20 protein-coding genes are annotated in these 20,215 nt (G+C 44.0%); 8 read left to right on the plus strand and 12 right to left on the minus strand.

All coding sequences use genetic code 11. From position 1 onward, the window contains the following. The first annotated feature begins 13 nt into the window (after nt 1-13). The 4 genes from lpxK to uvrC all read left to right on the plus strand — a co-directional run bounded on the left by lpxK (nt 14) and on the right by uvrC (nt 3,932). Nucleotides 14-988 (plus strand): tetraacyldisaccharide 4'-kinase, encoded by a 975-nt coding sequence (lpxK, locus tag A3CS_RS0104080; protein WP_005546522.1) that lies wholly within the window; start codon nt 14-16, stop codon nt 986-988. Between the two features lie 21 nt (nt 989-1,009). Next, nucleotides 1,010-1,189: a Trm112 family protein gene (locus A3CS_RS0104085; RefSeq protein WP_005546524.1), complete on the plus strand. Its 180-nt coding sequence runs from the start codon at nt 1,010-1,012 to the stop codon at nt 1,187-1,189. Between the two features lies 1 nt (nt 1,190). Next, a complete protein-coding gene (gene kdsB, locus A3CS_RS0104090; protein ID WP_005546526.1) occupies nt 1,191-1,964 on the plus strand; it encodes a 3-deoxy-manno-octulosonate cytidylyltransferase in 774 nt (257 codons plus the stop codon). A 138-nt stretch (nt 1,965-2,102) separates the two neighbouring features. Then, complete coding sequence (gene uvrC, locus A3CS_RS0104095) at nt 2,103-3,932, plus strand: excinuclease ABC subunit UvrC (protein ID WP_005588948.1); 1,830 nt, start codon at nt 2,103-2,105, stop codon at nt 3,930-3,932. Nucleotides 3,933-4,316: 384 nt separating this feature from the next. Here the strand turns inward: uvrC and A3CS_RS0104100 are convergent, their stop codons facing one another. The 6 genes from A3CS_RS0104100 to A3CS_RS0104125 all read right to left on the minus strand — a co-directional run bounded on the left by A3CS_RS0104100 (nt 4,317) and on the right by A3CS_RS0104125 (nt 10,919). Next, entirely contained in the window at nt 4,317-5,408 is a 1,092-nt protein-coding gene (locus A3CS_RS0104100) for an extracellular solute-binding protein (protein WP_005546027.1), read from the minus strand. A 19-nt stretch (nt 5,409-5,427) separates the two neighbouring features. Further along, a complete protein-coding gene (locus A3CS_RS0104105) occupies nt 5,428-6,279 on the minus strand; it encodes an ABC transporter permease (RefSeq protein WP_019518262.1) in 852 nt (283 codons plus the stop codon). Continuing rightward, nucleotides 6,276-7,145, minus strand: a complete 870-nt coding sequence (locus A3CS_RS0104110) for an ABC transporter permease (RefSeq protein WP_005546023.1) — start codon at nt 7,143-7,145, stop codon at nt 6,276-6,278. The genes A3CS_RS0104105 and A3CS_RS0104110 overlap by 4 nt, the downstream gene beginning before the upstream one ends. Further along, nucleotides 7,142-8,212 (minus strand): ABC transporter ATP-binding protein, encoded by a 1,071-nt coding sequence (locus A3CS_RS0104115; protein ID WP_005546022.1) that lies wholly within the window; start codon nt 8,210-8,212, stop codon nt 7,142-7,144. Before A3CS_RS0104115 ends, A3CS_RS0104110 begins: the two co-directional genes overlap by 4 nt. A gap of 237 nt (nt 8,213-8,449) precedes the next feature. Next, nucleotides 8,450-9,529, minus strand: a complete 1,080-nt coding sequence (gene selD / locus A3CS_RS0104120) for a selenide, water dikinase SelD (protein ID WP_012820977.1) — start codon at nt 9,527-9,529, stop codon at nt 8,450-8,452. Between the two features lie 541 nt (nt 9,530-10,070). After that, entirely contained in the window at nt 10,071-10,919 is an 849-nt protein-coding gene (locus tag A3CS_RS0104125; RefSeq protein ID WP_005546018.1) for a Fic family protein, read from the minus strand. Nucleotides 10,920-11,387: 468 nt separating this feature from the next. Here A3CS_RS0104125 and A3CS_RS1000000112010 point away from each other — a divergent pair, with 468 nt between their 5' ends. After that, nucleotides 11,388-11,549, plus strand: coding sequence for a hypothetical protein (locus tag A3CS_RS1000000112010; protein ID WP_005546017.1), 162 nt, complete (start codon nt 11,388-11,390; stop codon nt 11,547-11,549). Here the strand turns inward: A3CS_RS1000000112010 and A3CS_RS0104135 are convergent. The 3 genes from A3CS_RS0104135 to pntA all read right to left on the minus strand — a co-directional run bounded on the left by A3CS_RS0104135 (nt 11,520) and on the right by pntA (nt 14,913). Beyond that, complete coding sequence (locus tag A3CS_RS0104135) at nt 11,520-11,762, minus strand: hypothetical protein (protein WP_005546015.1); 243 nt, start codon at nt 11,760-11,762, stop codon at nt 11,520-11,522. The genes A3CS_RS1000000112010 and A3CS_RS0104135 overlap by 30 nt on opposite strands. Nucleotides 11,763-11,942: 180 nt before the next feature. After that, nucleotides 11,943-13,367, minus strand: coding sequence for a Re/Si-specific NAD(P)(+) transhydrogenase subunit beta (pntB, locus tag A3CS_RS0104140; protein WP_005546013.1), 1,425 nt, complete (start codon nt 13,365-13,367; stop codon nt 11,943-11,945). 10 nt (nt 13,368-13,377) lie between these two features. Further along, nucleotides 13,378-14,913 carry a Re/Si-specific NAD(P)(+) transhydrogenase subunit alpha gene (pntA, locus tag A3CS_RS0104145; RefSeq protein WP_005546011.1) on the minus strand — a complete coding sequence of 512 codons (1,536 nt, stop codon included), beginning with the start codon at nt 14,911-14,913 and terminating at the stop codon, nt 13,378-13,380. 294 nt (nt 14,914-15,207) lie between these two features. On the opposite strand from pntA, the gene sfsA reads away from it, so the two are divergent. The 3 genes from sfsA to A3CS_RS0104160 all read left to right on the plus strand — a co-directional run bounded on the left by sfsA (nt 15,208) and on the right by A3CS_RS0104160 (nt 18,106). After that, nucleotides 15,208-15,933 carry a DNA/RNA nuclease SfsA gene (gene sfsA / locus A3CS_RS0104150; RefSeq protein WP_005546010.1) on the plus strand — a complete coding sequence of 242 codons (726 nt, stop codon included), beginning with the start codon at nt 15,208-15,210 and terminating at the stop codon, nt 15,931-15,933. 247 nt (nt 15,934-16,180) lie between these two features. After that, on the plus strand, nt 16,181-17,368 hold the full coding sequence (tyrS, locus tag A3CS_RS0104155) for a tyrosine--tRNA ligase (RefSeq protein WP_005546008.1): 1,188 nt from the start codon (nt 16,181-16,183) through the stop codon (nt 17,366-17,368). Between the two features lie 126 nt (nt 17,369-17,494). Beyond that, on the plus strand, nt 17,495-18,106 hold the full coding sequence (locus tag A3CS_RS0104160) for a histidine phosphatase family protein (protein WP_019518263.1): 612 nt from the start codon (nt 17,495-17,497) through the stop codon (nt 18,104-18,106). A gap of 286 nt (nt 18,107-18,392) precedes the next feature. Here A3CS_RS0104160 and truB read toward each other — a convergent pair whose 3' ends face one another. The 3 genes from truB to A3CS_RS1000000111860 form a co-directional block, all read right to left on the minus strand. Then, a complete protein-coding gene (gene truB / locus A3CS_RS0104170) occupies nt 18,393-19,310 on the minus strand; it encodes a tRNA pseudouridine(55) synthase TruB (protein ID WP_005546004.1) in 918 nt (305 codons plus the stop codon). Then, nucleotides 19,310-19,696, minus strand: a complete 387-nt coding sequence (rbfA, locus tag A3CS_RS0104175; protein WP_005546001.1) for a 30S ribosome-binding factor RbfA — start codon at nt 19,694-19,696, stop codon at nt 19,310-19,312. The genes truB and rbfA overlap by 1 nt, the downstream gene beginning before the upstream one ends. Before the next feature lie 168 nt (nt 19,697-19,864). Further along, the gene (locus A3CS_RS1000000111860) at nt 19,865-20,155 is read right to left on the minus strand and encodes a hypothetical protein (RefSeq protein WP_019518264.1); all 291 of its coding nucleotides are present in this window, start codon (nt 20,153-20,155) and stop codon (nt 19,865-19,867) included. Between the last annotated feature and the right edge of the window lie 60 nt (nt 20,156-20,215).

The following is a 20,215-nucleotide window of genomic DNA, read 5'->3' on the forward strand; positions in this document are numbered from 1 at the left end:
GCAAGGAGAACGTATGCAGTTTTGGTATTCCCGCTCGTGGATCACATGGCTACTCTGCCCTTTCTCCTTGTTATTTTGGCTAATTACCGCCATTCGTCGTGCGCTCTTTCGTTTTAACTTGCTAAAATCCTATCGTGCGCCGGTTCCCGTAGTGATCGTCGGCAATCTTTCCGTCGGCGGTAACGGCAAAACACCGGCAGTGATTTGGCTGGTACAGGAACTCAGCAAACGCGGTTTAAAGGTCGGCGTGATTTCACGGGGCTACGGCAGCCAAGCCAAACATTATCCTTTGTTGGTTACGCCGTCCAGCGATCCTGTAGAAGCCGGCGATGAGCCCGTGTTGATCGCCACCCGCACCCAAGCGCCCGTTTGTATCTCACCCAACCGACAACAAGCCGTTGAATGTTTGCTACAACACGCCCCATGCGATGTCATCATCAGCGATGACGGCTTGCAACATTACAAATTACAACGGGATCTCGAAGTCGTCATCATGGACGCACAACGTGGTCTGGGTAACGGTTTCTTATTGCCTGCCGGACCGTTGCGCGAGTTGCCAAGCCGTTTAAAATCTGTCGATTTCGTCGTTACTAATGGCGCGGAAAACCAATACAGCGACGCGGTGATGACATTGCAACCACAGTATGCCGTCAATTTAGTCAACAAAGCACAGTACCCGTTAAAAGAATTCTCACAGGCAACCGCCATTGCCGGCATTGGCAATCCGCCGCGTTTTTTTACCATGTTGCAACAACAGGGCATTATCTTAAGCGACATCAAAGCATTTCAAGATCACCAACGTTTCAGCGCGGATTTATTCAACCAATTCGATAAAAATCAACCGCTCTTAATGACGGAAAAAGACGCGGTGAAATGCCTTGCATTTGCCCAGGAAAACTGGTGGTATGTGCCGGTAACGACCGAAATTCACGGCGAAAAAGCCCAACAATTTATTCAAAAGATCGTGCAAAAGTGCGGTGAAAAATAGCAACAAATCGAGAGCAGCGTAATGAATGGAAAATTATTAGAAATCGTGGCATGCCCAAGCTGTCACGGACGTTTAAAATACGATGAACAACATCAACGTTTAATCTGCCGTTTTGAAAAAATCGCCTACCCGATTAAGAACGGCATTCCCGTATTACTGGCGGAACAGGCGCAGCCGTTAAATCAAGAACAGGATAATTAATATGACACAATTCACCGTGATCATTCCCGCCCGTTACGCCTCCAGCCGCTTACCGGGCAAACCCTTAGCCGACATTGCCGGCAAGCCGATGATTAAACACGTTTTTGAACAAGCCAAACAATCCGGTGCCGACCGCGTCATTATCGCCACCGATAACGAATTGGTGGCAACCGCCGCAAGAAATTTCGGGGCGGAAGTGTGCATGACCGCCGAAAACCACAATTCCGGCACGGAACGCCTGGCGGAAGTGGTGGAAAAACTGGCGCTGCCCGACAATGAAATTATCGTCAACATTCAAGGCGACGAACCGCTCATTCCGCCCGTCATCGTGAAACAAGTGGCGGAAAACCTGGCAAAATACCCTGTGAACATGGCAAGCCTTGCGGTAAAAATTGATGACGCAGAAGAATTGTTTAATCCCAATGTGGTAAAAGTGCTGACCAACAAAAACGGCTATGTGCTTTATTTCTCCCGCGCCGTGATTCCCTGGGATCGCGATCAATTTGCACAAATAGACGATGCGGCAAAGTTACGGCTGAATACCGAATATTTACGTCACATCGGCATTTACGCTTACCGTGCCGGATTCATTAAACAATACGTACAGTGGCAGCCGACTGCGCTGGAACACATCGAAAAACTGGAACAATTACGCGTGCTTTGGCATGGCGAAAAAATCCATGTAGAACTCGCTAAAGAAGTGCCTGCCGTGGGTGTGGACACCGCCGAAGATCTGGAAAAAGTGCGGTCGATTTTATCGGAGAAATGCCGTTAACGTATTTTGCACCTAAATTGACCAATCTCCCCTAACTCCTCTTTGCTAAAGAGGGATATTTTCTTTTTTCTTTAAAGATTAGACGAATATAATGCTTCAAATCATTTCACTATAGAACTCGATTTAATTAATCTCATTATGACTTTCGACGCCAAAAAATTCCTCGCCAACGTACCGCACTTACCGGGCGTTTATCGTATGTATGACGATAAAAGCACGGTGATTTATGTGGGCAAGGCGAAAGATCTGAAAAAACGCTTATCCAGTTATTTTCGCAAGCAGTTAAGCAGCAAAAAAACGGAAGCGTTGGTAGCGTCAATTCAGCATATCGAAACCACCATTACTACATCGGAAACCGAAGCCCTGCTCCTTGAGCACAATTACATCAAAACCTACCAGCCGCGCTATAACGTGCTGTTGCGCGACGATAAATCCTATCCGTACATTTTATTAACCAAGGAAACCCACCCGCGCATTACCGCTTATCGCGGTTCGAAAAAAATCCAAGGGGAATATTTCGGTCCTTATCCGAATGCCGGTGCAGTGCGCGAAACCCTGTCTTTATTGCAAAAACTGTTCCCCATTCGGCAGTGTGAAAACTCCGTGTATAACAACCGTTCGCGCCCCTGTTTGCAGTATCAAATTGGGCGTTGTCTGGCGCCTTGTGTGAAAGGCTACGTGACCGATGAAGCCTATGCGCAGCAGGTCAATTTCGCCCGCTTGTTTTTACAAGGAAAAGATCAACAGGTGCTGGATCATTTGGTGAAGCAAATGGAACAGGCAAGTCAGCAACTGAATTTTGAAGAAGCGGCGCGCATTCGCGATCAAATTCAGGCGGTACGGGCGGTAATTGAAAAACAATTTGTCGCCAACGATCGCCATGACGACATTGATATTATTGCCATCGCCTATCAACTCGGCGTGGCCTGCGTGCAGGTTTTGTTTATTCGTCAAGGTAAGATTTTGGGCAATCGCAGCTACTTCCCGAAAGTGCCGAGCAATACCAATCTGGCGGAACTGACGGAAACCTTTGTGGGGCAATTTTATTTGCAGGCGCACCAAGGCAGAACCATTCCGAACACTATTATCGTGGATCAAAAACTGGACGAAAAAGTCGATTTGGAAACCCTGCTCAGCGACCAAGCAGGACGCAAAGTCAGCATTCAGGATCATGCCAAAGGCGATAAAAGCAAATATTTGCAACTGGCACAAATGAACGCCAAAGCGGCGTTAGTTACCAAATTAAAACAATCCACATTACAGCACGATCGCTACGTCGCACTGCAGGAATTACTCAGCATCGCTGCCATCAAACGCATGGAATGTTTCGACATCAGCCACACCATGGGCGAACAAACCATTGCCTCCTGCGTAGTTTTCAACCAAGACGGACCGTTGAAATCCGACTATCGCCGTTTCAACATCAGCGGCATCACCAAAGGCGACGATTATGCCGCCATGGAACAAGCCCTGTTAAAACGCTACGACAAAGATCTGGAAGACGACAAAATTCCCGATATTATTTTTATCGACGGCGGCAAGGGACAACTCAACCGCGCGTTGCAGGTGTTCGAAAACCTTAACGTAAAATGGAACAAAAACCGACCGCACTTAATCGGCGTTGCCAAAGGCGTGGATCGTCGCGCCGGTTTGGAAACCTTGATTTTGAGCAAATGGGACAAAGAATTGCATTTATCGGCGGACAGCCTCGCACTGCATTTGATCCAGCATATTCGCGACGAAAGCCACAATCACGCCATCAGTGGACACCGCAAAAAACGCCAACAACATTTCACCCAAAGTGGCTTGGAAAGCATCGAAGGCGTCGGCGCCAAACGCCGCCAAGCCTTGCTCAAATACCTCGGCGGCTTGCAAGGCGTCAAAAATGCCACCCTCGACGAAATCGCCTCCGTCCCCGGCATATCAAAAGCGCTGGCAGAAAAGATTTTCGAGACCTTGCAGCACTAGAACAGAAAAGTGCGGTTGTTTTTCACAACGTTTTTCATATCAAAAAACACCGGCATTATGTAGCAAATGCACAAAACGGTTGCTGAGACGGTTCCTGAGCTTGTCGAAGGATTAGTCGAAGCATGAGTTTTGTGCCTAAATAGGATGAAATTACTCATCCTTCGACAAGCTCAGGAACCGTAATTTCATCTTTGTGCAACAGCTACATAATAGCGAAAAACACGTGGGGAAATTATTCACAAACTCGATCTCTCGTTTGTTCCCCCCTAACGGGGCCGTTGGCAAAGCCAACGTTCAAAAAACGTCGTTTTTTGTGACCGCACTTTTTAGGTGAAAGGCACGCCTTAGGAAGGCGTGCCGATATTTTAATGTGATTCGCCCCCTTTAACGTGAAATCACTTCTTTGGTGAAAGATTCCATTTCAGCTTTGCGCCATGGGGCGGAGAAGAAAATGGTGTCTTTTAAGCCGGATTGACTATCTAACGGACGAACCCCAAATTCTTGGCTTAATTTTTGTTGCACGTCAGGAGAAGTAATCCAGTGGACAAACACTAAAGATGCCGCAGGGTTCGGCGCATTTTTCGCCACCGTCATCACATTACCGCCGCCCGGCATGCCGAATTTTGGAATGTAAAATTTTAAGCGGTTGGTAATTGCGCCTTGTTTTTGCAAGCTGAACAAGTGATCCTGCCAGGCGGAGACAATCACCAATTCGCCGTCATTTAAGCGGGTTAAACTGTCTGCATTGGAGGCGGTGCGAATCAGCGCATCTTTTTTGCTGCTGAACCAATCCCAGGTTTTCTTCCAGCTGGCAATTTGCGCTTCATCAATTTTGTCGGCGCGATAATCGTAGTCGCCGTTAATATAAACTAAAGCGCGCTGAATAAAGGCGTTACCTGAACTACCGCCATTCGGGTCGGAATAGCCGAATTTTTTCGGATGTTTATCAATATAATTTTCCATATCCTGCCAGGATTGCGGCAATTCCTCTTCTTTGATACGCAGCGGATCGTAAGCCAAGCCGGTTTGGTTGCCCCAATAACCGACCGCCACATCACCCAGTTCCACACCTTGCAAGTGATGGTTTAATTTATCGAAATTCGGTAACTGATTCAGCTTGGTGAGAGTGTCGTTTTTCGCTACGTTACTCAAGCGATCCGCGTTGAGCACCACCACGTCCATTTTGCCGGTTTCCAGGTTTTTCTCGGCAATCAGTTTATTGATATTTCCATCCATGGTGCCTTCCGGCACTTTGACTTTAATGCCGTATTGGCTTTCAAATTCTTTCACGAAATTACGGAACTGCGGCTGCAAATACCATACGCTCACCGTTACTTTGCCTTCTTTCTTCGCCTGCGCTTCAATTTCGCTCCAGGATTTGCCGCTAAAATCCGTTGCAGCCAGCGCAAAATTGGTCACGACGAATGCGGCGGCGGTTAAGCCGATAGAAATAAGTTTACGAATATTTTTTTGCATAAGAGTCTCCTTATTAAAATTATGCTTTTCCTGTGGATTGAGAGAGATAATTACCTTTGAGCAGTTTTTCGATAATCATCATTAAAATAATGTTCGGCACCAATAGAATAATGGATACCACGGCGGCATTCGGGCGAATGAAGGAATAACCGAGGAAAGAATATAAAATGGTCGGCACGGTGATGAAATCCGGCGAACCGATAACAAACGAAATGGCAAATTCTTCAATACTTTTCACTAAACAGAAAATAATGGACGCCAAAAAACTAGGTTTGAGCATCGGCATATACACGTCTTTAAACACGGTCAATTTAGACGCTCCGAGGTCGCGACTCGCTTCAATTAAATCCTGCGGCACGGAAGAAAATCCCGCCGATAAAATCCGAATGGCGTAAGGCAGCGTTAATACGACGTGCCCGATAACAATCCCGATAAACGGATTATTAATGTTCAAATCCAATAGCATACGGCTGAAGAACAACGCGATAATCATGCCCGGAATAACCAATGGGATTAACGTCAACAACTCCGCCAGTTTTTTTCCGCGAAATTCCATGCGCCCGAAGGCATAGGCGGTGGGCAATGAGAGCAAAATGGTAATCAACGAAACCGTCGGCGCAATAGTATAGCTATTGAACATTGCCTCCGATAACGAGGTGGTTTCCCACACGATTTTCCAACGTTCAAAAGACAATGATTGCGGGAAAATGTCGGGATAGCTCCAAGGCTTAGACGGATCCACTAAAGACCACAAGCCCGCCATCAAAAACGGCAGAAACAGCCAGATAAAATTCGCGAGGATAAAAAAGATGAGGGAAATGCGGGCGATTAATCGACCGTTTTTTGTCGTGATTTGTGCACTGTTATTCATTTGACTTCTCCCCGTTTCACCGCCAACGGCTTAATCAGCAACGACACCAAAATCGTGAAAAAGGCGGAAGTCAGCATGATCGTTAACGCCATCACCGCACTTTGATTCCATTCTTCAAATTCATAAGCGGACATTTGCATTAAACGCGCCAAGGAATAGGTGCTGCGCGGACCGGCAATACTGTAAAAGGCGAAATCGCCCAGCGCGCCGATAAAAATTAAAATAAAGGAAACCTGCACGGCACCGAGTGTCAGCGGGAAAATCACATAACGAAACCGCTGCCATGGTGTCGAACCTAAATTTGCCGCCGCATCCAGTAAATCGGTTTTTAACGAATTTACCGCGCCGCCGATCAAAATTAAGGCAAAAGGAATATTTTTCCACATTTGCAAAATCACCACCCCCCAGCCGAATTCGTCATTTTGTAAGGTTTTCGGCTCATCCCAGATGCCTAAATAAACAAAGACTTCATTTAAAATGCCGTGATAGGAAATCATATTGACGAACAGGAACGCGGCGACCAATCCCGGCACTAGCATCGGCGCACGTAAAATAGTGATAATGGTGACTTTTGCCGGCAGTTTTTTACGCAACCACATGGCGATGGGGTAAGCCACGATAATAGAGAAAATCGCCCCCGACAATGACACTTTCACGGAATAAATATAAGACTTTTGAAACACCGGGCTATTCAATACGGTTTGCCAATATTCCAGGCTGAATCGGCTTTCCTCGCCCGCCATGCTATATAGACCAAGGCTCTGCGACACAACAATATAGAACGTGGACCCCATTAAAAACAAGATCGTTCCCAAACCACTGCATAACAGCAGCCAGGCTTTTAAATCATTTTTGAGATTTTTCATTTTATCGACTCCAAGAATTTAATGGCATTACGAGGAACCGTAAACGTCAGCGTATCGCTCAAATTCGGGCATTTCGTTAATTGCAAACGTAATTTTTTCTCTTCGCCGTCCCGTTGCACCATGCCCTGCACTTCTGTGATATTGCCCATAAATGCGGTGTTGGTAATATCTATGGTAATCTGATTTTCTGCCTGCTTATGCGTATCCGGCAACAATTCAATATCTTCCGGACGGAAACAAATATAAATGTGTTCGGATTCAGGCGGTTTTGCAGAAAAGACCGTGAAATCGCCGAAAATCGATTTGGCGGAATACAGGTTTTCACCGATGGGTTCAACCCGCGCCTCGGCAATGTTGGCAATGCCGATGAAATCGGCGACAAAACGATTTTTCGGCTGATGATAAATTTCCTGCGGCGAACCGATTTGCTCAATGGCGCCTTTATTTAACACGATGATTTTATCGGACATGGTCAGGGCTTCCGCCTGATCATGGGTCACATAAATACTGGTGAGATGATATTGCTTGGAAAGCTGTTTAATTTCAAAACGCACGCTTTCGCGTAATTTCGCATCCAGATTAGATAACGGCTCGTCAAACAAAATCACATCCGGGCGGGTCACCATTGCGCGCGCCAGTGCAACCCGTTGTTGCTGACCGCCGGACAATTCGCTTGGCAATTTCAATTTATGAAAATCCAGATCCATTTGTTTTAGCGCCAAATTCAGCCGTTGCTTTTGTTCTTCGATATCAATTTTACGTTGCTTTAAACCGTAGCAGATATTGTGGGAAACATTGAGGTGGGGAAAGAGTGCATAAGATTGGAAACACATGGCGGTATTGCGTTTTTCCGGCGGCACCTCATTGACATTTTTACCGCCGATGAGAATCTCCCCTTCATCGGCAATATGAAAGCCCGCAATCAATTTCAACAATGAGGTTTTGCCACAACCGCTCGGCCCAAGTAAGGTAACGAACTCCCCTTCTTCTGCGGTAAACGTAATGTTATTCGCCGCATAAAAATCACCGAATTTTTTCGTGATATTTTTCACTTCCAGTTTTGCCATTTTGACATCCTTCCAGCTTGGCTTATTGAATTTACTTATGTATTAAATGCTGGCAGGAATTGGGTGTCAATTAAATAGGCAGAAGAATCTTGGAATCGTGATAGGGATCACATTATGGAGAGACGGCATGAGAGATTGAAAAGATCAAAAAGTGCGGTCGTTTTTTTCAACGTTTCTACTTGAAAAACACCAAGAAAATTGACCGCACTTTAAGTGCGAAAAGTTAAACGATGAGGGTTATTTCACTACAATAAATTCTGGCATTCCCTGTCTTTCAATTAATCTGCCGACAGGATAAAGCGCCACACCGGCTTTCTGTGCAACGGCAAAGACCTCGCTTTCCGCTTCCGGTTTAACGGCAATGAGCAAACCGCCGGAGGTTTGCGGGTCACACAATACGGCTTTTTGCAGATCGGTAATCGGGGCGATTTTGTGTCCGTAGCTGTCGAAGTTACGATTGGTACCGCCCGGGATGCAACCTTGCGCGATGTAATCATACACGCCGTCTAAGGTTTTAATGTTGGCAAAATCCACTTCCGCGTTAAGATCGGAGCCTTCACAAATTTCCATTAAATGCCCTAACAAGCCGAAACCTGTGACATCGGTCATGGCGGTTACGCCGTCAATATTCGAAAATTGGCTTCCCACCAGATTCATTTGGCACATCCATTTAGTTGCCAACCCTTTGTGTTCCGGTTTTAATTTGCCTTGTTTTTCCGCCGTAGTTAAAACGCCGATGCCCAGCGGTTTGGTTAAATACAGGTTGCAACCGGCTTCTGCGGAGGCGTTTCGTTTAACTTTTTCCGTATCAATAATGCCGGTCACCGCTAAGCCGAAAATAGGTTCGGGCGAATCAATGGAATGCCCGCCGGCAAGGGCAATGCCCGCTTCTTGACAAGCGAAACGACCACCGTCAACAATGCGTTGGGCAACCTCGGCGGGTAATTTAGTAATCGGAAATCCTAATACGGCAATCGCCATTATCGGCTTACCACCCATAGCGAAAATGTCACTGATGGCATTGGTTGCCGCAATACGCCCAAAATCGAAAGGATCATCGACAATCGGCATAAAAAAATCTGTTGTGCTGATGATCCCGATACCGTTACCAATATCATATACTGCCGCATCATCTTTAGTTTCGTTACCCACCAATAAATTGGGGTCAACAAATTTTTCCATTTTTGAATGCAGAATACTCTCTAATACCTTAGGCGAGATTTTACAACCACACCCTGCTCCATGGCTGTATTGCGTCAATCGAATGTTATCCGCAGTGATTTCGTCTTGCACACCGTGCACAGCTTGATTTGTCATTTTCGCTCCTTTTTTATCAATGAACCACATGATTATAGCCCTCTCGCACTAAGGATTCATTAGTTGAAAGCAATTTCTTCGCAAAACAAATAAAGGGTATCTACTAGGTGATTTTCTAAAAAAGCTGTTTAGGAAGTGATTTTTAGAATACATTAAAAATATGATTATAGAAACCAATCCGCTTTTGGAATTTAAAATATACTCAATGAAAATAAGACATTAGAGCTAAGCACCTCTTTTCTACATACTGAATCTCTTCACCTTCTATTTCCTCATCAGATAGATATGAATTATATTTCATTTTCACTTCTTCGATTTGCTGTATCTAGTGGAAGACATTAATGTTCCTCTTTAGGTTTATCTACGGAACCAATTACATCGAAAAAAGCACCCTACATGTAAGAGAAATTAATCTCAACTATACCAATATGTAAAATATTCCGGTTATTCCCGCGTGAGAAACGTTACGCGGTGGTTCAGGAATTAATAAAAATACAATTCTTGTAAAATTTAAACTGATACCATTACAATAGACTATGATTCAAATTTTATATAATTTTTCCTGCTCTTTAACAAGGGTAAGTTCATGCTTTTTTTCGCTAACCTCCTTTTGTTTAGCTAGCTGGTAGGCAAGTTTAGGATAATCCTTTTGCCACTGTGGATAAACTATCTGTAATTCACGTTCTATTGAACGTTGCACCGTTTCTTTTACTAATCTGGTGATAGACTGGTAATTCCCATTATCGGCTTTCGCTAATGCGTTGTAATAAGCTTCCCTGTCTGTCGGCTCAATAATGGCGATACTGTATCCTACACTCATCAGTTCGAGATTCATAATTAATCTACCGGTGCGTCCGTTGCCGTCAACAAACGGATGAATTTTTACAAAATCTGCGTGTAATTCGGCAATTCGGTCTATATCTGGTTGTCCGTTATCTTTTGCCTGTTGATTTTTTATAATCAGATTTTCCATCGCACTTTGTAATAAATAAGGCTGTGGTGGAATATGCTCAGCACCCTGAATGGCTACCGGTACAGTGCGGTATTTTCCAGCATAGATTTCTTTTTCAGAACCTTTCAGTAATAATGCATTAAATTCTTTGATATGTCGTTCTGATAAAGATTCCTGTATTTTGACTATATCCAATAGGTAATTAATAGCCTCCCGGTGGTTGATTATATCCAGGTGATCTCTAAACGGTTTCCCCTTGGCCGTAATCCCGCTTTCCAATAATACCCGGGTTTCCATTAAGGTGAGCTGATTACCTTCAATAGCATTGGAAGCTTGGTTATAACGTAGCATAAAATCATCTTGTAAGGATTTTGCTGTAATGAGGTCAAGCGGACGCTTTGAATCCAATACTTTCTTTAGTTCGTCTAAGATATTCATATTTACTCCATCATACTAAAACATAATTATGTTTTTATGCATTTATTTATAAAATCCCTTTCTCTGTTAAACCTCGGGCGGGTACTCATTAAAGTACTCTTTTAGATTAATATCGTTTAATAACACATATTTTTGGGCTGCTTTATAAACATAACAGAGCTCATGATAGTTGTACGTTATTTGGCAACCGTCACCTCTTCTTTTGTTTAGCTGTGGCATAGCTGTTTTTGCAATCGTTCCCGTAAATAACCCGGATTGTCTGATTAATGACCCTGTGTTAGTTTACTCATACTTGTTCTCTTAGCGCGGTAAAATTTTATTAGTGATTTGATTAGTCTCTGATTTTATTTCGCATAAAGTTGTTACACAAATTTATTTTTTAGTATAGGTATGTTTTTATGTGTTGATCGCCATTACTGCCGTTTTTCAGTATGATGGTGACGACTGAATTTTAAAAAGAAAATAACTATGAGCATAACAACACAGGAAACCTATCGTAAGGAAGGCCATTTGCCGCAAAAAGTGACACTTTCAGAAGAAGTTGTATTTTTCACTAAAATTGACAATGGCGAAATTAAAGTAAAATCCAATGATGAGGTCTTAGCCAACCTGAAAAAGATTATTGGTTAACAAGGCAAATTCCTTAGGCGTTTTTTCAATATCCGATTCTTTCCAATAGTCCGTTAGTTTATTACGGGTTTTCAAGACGCTCCAATATTTCTTCGGGGTTGGGCTGTCTGTTAAGATGCCAACCACATCTACAATCGAAAAATACCATTGTTCCTGTTCTTCGTCCCAATGGGAGCGCACCTGTTTTTGTTCAAGAAGCTGAATATTATCCATATTTATTCACTCCAATTATTCACTGGATAAATATACACATAAAAAACATGAAAACTATACTGTATAAGCCAGATTTGGAATGGTGATCGCAAAATTTTATTTCCGAAAGGTGAATAACCGCATAAAAAAGTGCGGTGAAAAATCACCGCACTTTTTACCTTTATATTGCAATGTAAAAAATTACAACGCTTTTAAAATGTCATCCACACTCTCTTTGGCATCACCAAACAGCATTTGCGTGTTTTCTTTAAAGAAGAGAGGATTTTGTACGCCCGCGTAACCGGTATTCATGGAACGTTTGAATACTACTATGTTAGCGGCTTTCCAGACTTCTAACACCGGCATGCCGGCGATTGGGCTGTGTGGATCGTCCATTGCCGCCGGGTTGACGGTGTCGTTAGCGCCGATAACCAAGACGGTATCGGTATCGGCGAAATCATCATTGATTTCATCCATTTCCAATACGATATCGTAAGGCACTTTCGCTTCCGCCAATAATACGTTCATGTGGCCAGGCAAACGTCCGGCAACCGGGTGGATACCGAAACGCACGTTGATGCCACGTTCACGTAATTTTTGCGTAATTTCCGCTACCGGATATTGGGCTTGTGCAACTGCCATGCCATATCCCGGAGTGATAATCACAGAGCCGGAATTTTTCAATAATTCCGCCACTTCTTCTGCGCTGGTTTCACGGTGTTCACCTTGTTCCGTATCGGAAGAAACCTGTACATCATTCCCAAAACCGCCGGCAATAACGCTGATGAAGGAGCGGTTCATGGCTTTACACATGATATAGGAAAGGATCGCACCGGAAGAACCCACGAGTGCACCGGTGACGATCAACAGGTCATTGCTCAGCATGAAACCTGCCGCCGCAGCCGCCCAACCGGAATAGGAGTTCAACATGGAAACCACCACCGGCATATCCGCACCGCCAATGGATGCCACCAAGTGCCAGCCGAAAGCAAGGGCAATAACGGTCATGACTAACAACGGGAAGATGTTGTACGGATTGTTCAGAAACGCCGCCATCAATAAAGCGGAAACCACAAGCGCCGCTAAATTTAATTTATGGCGATGCGGCAACATTAAGGCTTTGGAATTGATTTTTCCACTTAATTTGCCGAATGCCACTACAGAACCGGTGAAGGTTACCGCACCGATGAAAATACCGAGGAACACTTCCACATTATGAACGCTCGTAAGGGCGGCTTGCTCAGCCAAAAATTTAGCTTGTTCTACATCGTTTAAGCCATTCGGCATGGTTGGAATATCATGCAAACCGTAGCTGTTGTAGCCAACCAATACAGCGGCCAAACCGACGAAGCTGTGTAAGATCGCAACCAATTCCGGCATTTCGGTCATTTCCACTTTTAATGCACGTTGAATACCGATAACACCGCCGATTACCATCGCGATAATGATCCACAAGGTGCCTTCGGATTTTGGTCCGAAAATGGTAGCGATGAGCGCAATGCCCATGCCGATAATACCGTACCAGCAACCTGCTTTGGCGGTTTCATGTTTGGAAAGACCAGCTAAGCTCATGATAAAGAGCAACGCTGCCACAATATATGCAGCTTGTACTAAACCTTCTGACATCGTTTTCTCCTTAGCCCTTTCTAAACATAGAAAGCATACGTTGGGTGACACGGAAGCCACCGAAAATGTTGATGCTTGCCACTAAAATCGCAATAAACGCCAACATGCTGATAAAAAGATTACCTTGTGAAATTTGCAATAACGCTCCTACAATAATAATCCCCGAAATGGCGTTGGTGACTGCCATTAACGGCGTATGTAACGCATGGCTGACGTTCCAGACCACATAATAACCCACGACACAAGCCAATACGAAAACGGTTAAATGTGATAAAAAAGCGGCCGGTGCAACAGATGTAAGCCACAGGAAAAGAATACCGACTCCTACCATAATGCCGTATTTCTTACGCGGATCTACCGGTTTTTCATCTTCTTTTTTGACCGCACTTGTTGCCGCTTTTGCTTGCTGCGGCTGAGCGGAAACCTGAATCGGTGGTGCCGGCCAAGTAATTTCACCGTCACGAATCACAGTCACGCCACGCAATACTACATCATCAAAATTGATGTCAATTTGACCGTCTTTGTTTTTACAAAGTAATTTCAATAAATTAACAAGGTTGGTGCCGTAAAGCTGTGAAGATTGGGTTGGTAAACGGCTTGGCAAATCAGTGTAACCGATGATTTTCACTTGGTTGTCGGTAACCACCACTTCGCCTGCTTTGCTGAGTTCACAGTTACCGCCGGTGGCTGCTGCCAAATCCACGATTACGCTACCCGGTTTCATGGATGCCACCATTTCTTTGGTGATCAAGCGTGGCGCCGGTTTGCCCGGAATTAACGCGGTGGTAATAATAATATCCACTTCTTTCGCTTGTTCGGCGTAAAGTTCTAACGCGCGACGATTGAACTCATCGGACATCACTTTCGCATAACCGTCGCCGCTGCCGCCTTCTTCTTTGAAATCAATTTCAAGGAAGCTGGCACCCATACTTTCAACCTGTTCTTTCACTTCCGGACGGGAGTCAAAAGCACGCACAATGGCGCCGAGGCTGTTTGCCGCACCAATCGCCGCAAGACCCGCAACGCCTGCACCAATCACCAACACTTTCGCTGGCGGTACTTTACCTGCAGCAGTAATTTGTCCGGTGAAGAAGCTGCCGAATTCATGAGCGGCTTCCACTACCGCACGGTAACCCGCAATATTCGCCATGGAGCTTAACGCATCAAGCGCTTGTGCCCGTGAAATACGCGGCACGGCATCCATGGCCAACACATTGATCTTTTTCGCGGAGAGTTTTTCCATTAATGGCGGATTTTGCGCAGGCCAAATAAAGCTGACCAAAGTCGCACCTTCCTTCATTAAGGTAATTTCATCGTCGGTCGGCGCGTTAACTTTAAAAATTATGTCTGCATCCCAAACCTGCGCAGTATCACCGATTTTCGCGCCGGCTACCGCAAATGCCTGATCCTCAAAGCTTGCTTTAAAACCCGCATCATGTTCAACAATCACCTCAAAGCCAAGCTTCAAAATTTGCTGAACCGTCTTCGGTGTTGCCGCCACGCGACTTTCATTATCAAGTAGTTCTCTAGGTACACCAATTAACATAATGATTCCCTTTGATTGATTAATAATCTGGGTAAAATTACCCACCCCAAGTGACTATTCTAAAACAGCCAAACTGTAACTAACTCTATCATTGATGAGGAAAAAGTAAAAAAATTTTTTCAGCTTTTTCTTTGATATGTAATCCCTATTACAATACTTCATTTATGCAAAAAAATTAGAAATTCACTACTAACTTTGCTATTTTAGCGCACTAATCGTTTTCCACTATTTAACTTTGGCGTGCTAAAAACACTTAAAAAATCAACCGCACTTTATTGTTCAAAGGTCAACACTATGCAATTACCATCTCTCCAATCCGCAACCTTAATTCGTCGTTACAAACGTTTTCTCGCGGATGTACAACTACCGAGCGGTGACATCACTACCTTGCACTGCGCTAATACCGGTGCCATGATCGGTTGCGGTTCGCAAGGCGACACCCTGTGGTATTCCACCTCCGACAGCACCACGCGCAAATACCCGAGCTCCTGGGAACTGACCCAATTGGCAAACGGTCACTTAGTTTGTATCAATACCCATCGATCCAATCAACTCACCTTTGATGCATTACAAAAAAAGCAAATTATTGAACTTGCCATGTATGACAAAATCTACCCCGAAGTGAAATACGGCGAAGAGAACAGTCGTATTGATTTCTTGCTGAAAGGCAAAGATCTGCCTGATTGCTATGTAGAAGTGAAGTCCATCACTTATGTAGATAACGACAAAAAGCTCGGTATGTTTCCCGACGCGGTGACCACGCGCGGTCAAAAACATTTACGTGAATTGATCAGCATGAAAAAACAAGGACATCGTGCAGTGATTTTCTTCTGTGGGCTACATGATGGTTTTGATCATTTCCAAATCGCCAAACACATTGATACCAAATATGACGAATTACTTCATCAGGCACTGAAAGAAGGTGTGGAAGCCTATGCTTATGCCGCTGAGTTTGAAAAAACACAAGGCATTCCCACCGCACTTAATTTAACTAAAGTGACGCCGTTTAAAGCGGGTTAAGTTTGAATCGCCATTTATTTGATAATTATTTTCATTAAGGTGCTTGACTTCATATTTGAGAACAATTATCATTTAGACCATTCAAACAATAAAATAGATAATCACTCCAACATTTAGCGCCTCCTCCCCCACAAAAGAGGCGTTTTTTTTGCCTGAAATTTGCCGCCCCGGGGTAAAAAAAATTCAAATTTGTCGAATAATCTCTATAATGTAGCCTTTCTGTAATTGAATAACATTAGGAAGTAACATGACTGATATGAATACCGTTCTCGCAGAACTAAAGCGCGGTGTAGATGAAATTCTTTCCGAACAGGATTTAATTGAAAAACTTAAAGAAAATCGCCCACTGCGCGTGAAACTCGGTGCAGACCCAACCGCACCGGACATTCATTTAGGTCATACCGTTGTGCTTAACAAGTTACGTCAATTCCAAAATTTCGGTCATGAAGTGATCTTCCTCATCGGCGACTTCACCGGCATGGTAGGCGACCCGTCCGGTAAAAACACCACCCGCCCGCCACTCAGCCGCGAAGACGTGTTGCGCAACGCAGAAACCTACAAACAACAGATCTTCAAAATTCTTGATCCGCAAAAAACCCGCATCGTGTTTAACTCCGACTGGCTCGGCAAACTCGGTACGGAAGGCATGATTCGCCTTGCAAGCAATTATACCGTTGCCCGTATGCTGGAACGTGATGATTTCAAAAAACGCTTTTCAAATAACCAACCGATCGCTATTCACGAATTCATTTATCCGCTTCTGCAAGGGCAGGATTCCGTTGCCTTAGAAGCCGACGTTGAACTTGGCGGGACCGACCAAAAATTCAATTTATTGGTGGGGCGTGAGTTACAAAAATCTGCCGGTCAAAAACCGCAAGTGGCAATCACCCTGCCGCTGTTGGTGGGCTTGGACGGCGAGAAAAAAATGTCCAAATCCCTTGGCAATTACATCGGCGTAACGGACGCACCGAGCGAAATGTTCGGTAAAATCATGTCCATTTCCGATGATCTAATGTGGGATTGGTATAACCTGCTTTCCTTCCGCCCGTTAACGGAAATCATCCAACTGAAAGAGGACGTGGCGAACGGTAAAAACCCACGTGATGTGAAAATTCTGCTGGCAAAAGAAATCATCGCCCGCTTCCACAGCGAAGCCGATGCCGACACGGCGGAACAAGAATTTATCAACCGCTTCCAAAAAGGCGCCATGCCGGATGACATGCCGGAATTCACCTTTGAAGGTGAAATCGGACTTGCCAACTTGTTAAAAGACGCCGGCTTAGTCGCCTCCACCTCCGAAGCCAACCGCATGGTACAACAAGGCGGCGTGAAAATTGACGGCGAAAAAGTGGACGACGCTAAGCTGATCATCACCACCTCCACCGCCGTTTACCAAGTGGGCAAACGCAAGTTCGCAAAGGTAACGGTGAAATAAAAACATCACAAGAAACGACCGCACTTTCATGCCCGCCATAAAGTGCGGTTATTTTTATTCGTAAATCAGCATAGCTGATTTACTCACCCCATAGGGGTCGTTGGCAAAACCAACGCTCAAAACGCCATGCGTTTTTTAACTGCATTTTTAAATAGTATGCCTAAAATCGTTCTTATCAGACATGTAACACCGTTAGTTGATGGAAGTAAATGTAACGCCACTGTTGCTCAAAATCGTTTGGTTGAATATAACGAAACCGAACGCTTGGCATTAGATGAAATAAATTCCTTCAAACAAAGTACTGCATATCAAGAGATGTTAACAATTCCCAAAATATTTGTTTCTCCTATGATAAGAGCACAAAAAACAGCAAACGCTTTATTCCCAAGTAATGAATTAATTACATTGGAGGATCTAAAAGAGTTTGATCTTAAAATAACAAATATGCCTAAAATAAAACTAACGCTTAATTCATGGTTTATTCTTTCCAGAATCTTATGGCTACTGGGACTAAACAAAACACAAAAAAATATTGGTGAAGAAAAAAAACGCGTTAAGAAATTAATGCCAACCTTACTAAAACAAGATTGCTGTATTGTCAGCCACGGTTTTATCCAACATGAAATAAAAAACTATTTGAAAAAGAATGAGTTTGTAAAATTATTTCATCAAAAAAACGGGTGTTTTTCTGTAGAGATTTTCCAAAACGCTACATTCAAGCAGAATATAAATCTATAGTTTGATAACGGGAGAAGCGGCGCAACGGAACAAACAGAGCTCATGGAAAATTTGACGGCAAATGCTATTACAATATTGAAAATCTGCAAAATATGGAAATGTTATTTGATCGTTATGTGGCGGAAATTGTCCTGAATGACGGCGAAAATGATGACTTCTCGCTTTTTTGCAGATTGGAAAATTGGCTTACAAGTGAAAGGGAATTAGAACTGCAGATTAGCTATTCAGCAGCAATTCAATATTGATAACACAAAAAGTGCGGTAAAAATCCACCGCACTTTTTTCATCAATACACCACCAATCGCTGTGGTCGAATCACATTATTCTCATCAATCACCGCAACGCCGAGAAAGCGATTCTCATGGGAAAATAACCGCACTTGACCTTGTCGTTTTGACGGGTTATCGAATTTTATACGCTGACCGAATCCGATACCTTGGGTTTGGCTTTCATCCAAGATTAACGCCGAGAGTTTCGCTACGGCGGTATCCATCGGTAACAAAAGTGCATCCAACACCGCTAAATCTTGTTGTTCCGCCAAGGCTTGTAAGTCGTCCCAACTCATCATTTTTTCCGTCGGGTAATCCGCCACTGCCGTGCGACGTAGCATGGTGACGTGCGCGCCACAGCCAAGGGCCTCGCCTAAATCGTTCACTAAAGTACGAATGTAAGTGCCTTTGGAGCAATGCACTTCGAGGGTTAAATACGGCGCGTGGTATTCAATAAAGTTCAATTCAAAGATTGTAATGGGGCGGGCTTCCCGTTCCACCGTAATACCGGCACGGGCATATTCATAAAGGGGCTTGCCGTTATGCTTCAAGGCGGAAAACATGGTCGGTACTTGCAAAATATCGCCACGAAAAGCCTCAAGTGCGGTCAAAATTTCAGGTGTTTTTACGTTAATCGGGCGGGTTTCCACCACCTGCCCCTCCGCATCAGAGGTATCGGTGCGTTCGCCTAGTTTCGCCGTGACTAAATAACGTTTATCGGCGTCCAACAAAAACTGGGAAAATTTGGTAGCTTCGCCCAAGCAGATAGGCAACATTCCCGTAGCTAACGGATCCAACGCCCCCGTATGCCCGGCTTTATTCGCCTGAAAAATGCGTTTTACTTTTTGCATGACGTCGTTGGAAGACATTCCTTGCGGTTTATCCAGCAAAAACACGCCGTGAATATCACGCCCACGTTTACGCGGTTTGGACATTACTCGTTGTCCTTATGGTGTTTTTTCTGATCTTCGCGCACCACATTAGTGACTAAATTCGACATACGCATACCTTCCACTAAGGATTGATCGTAAATAAAACGAATTTCCGGCACGATCCACAAGCGCATGGCTTTACCAAGTAGCGTGCGAATATAAGGCGCGGCTTTTTCCAAGCCTTTCATGCCTTGTGCGATCGCTTGTTCATCATGATCAAACAAGAACGTGACGAACACTTTGGCATACGCCAAATCACTGGAAACGTCCACATCGGACACCGTCACCATGCCGATTCGGGGATCTTTCACTTCGCGTTGTAAAATCACCGCGATTTCTTTTTGGATTTCTTGTGCGACACGGTCGCTACGTTTGAATTCTCGAGCCATTTTGTTATCTCTTGTAAGGTGGGTTTGCTAACCCACTATTAATTAAATTCGTGAGTATGTAACAACTCAATCTACACATAGAGGTTTAGTAGGGAAAGAGTAATTTTTCAATATTTCATTGAGCATAATTATTATAATTTACCCAACTAATTATATTTTGCGGTTCTGTTACAACTCATTCTCAAATTTTGAAAATCGCCTTCCTAATAATGAAGCTACTAACACAATAAGTATGTTAGCTACAATATCGAAAAATAATATAAATACTAGCCATCCTGCATCTGAGCTACTAAGGGTTAATGAATAGCCCCAAAATCCAAGTTTAATGAAGATAGGTAAGCCAATACCACACAAAAATTTTCGGGTATATGCTCCCCAAAAAACACAAACTGCGTTAATGAATGCCCAAGCGACGATAAAAATATCCCATTGCCTCCAAATTAACTCAATTAGATACATATTTTCATCCTTTCAAGAGCTACAACATAAAATTGCGGTCAAATTTGATAAAAATCGACC

It is taken from the genome of Aggregatibacter actinomycetemcomitans DSM 8324, from assembly GCF_000372365.1.
Classification (GTDB): Bacteria; Pseudomonadota; Gammaproteobacteria; order Enterobacterales; family Pasteurellaceae; genus Aggregatibacter; species Aggregatibacter actinomycetemcomitans.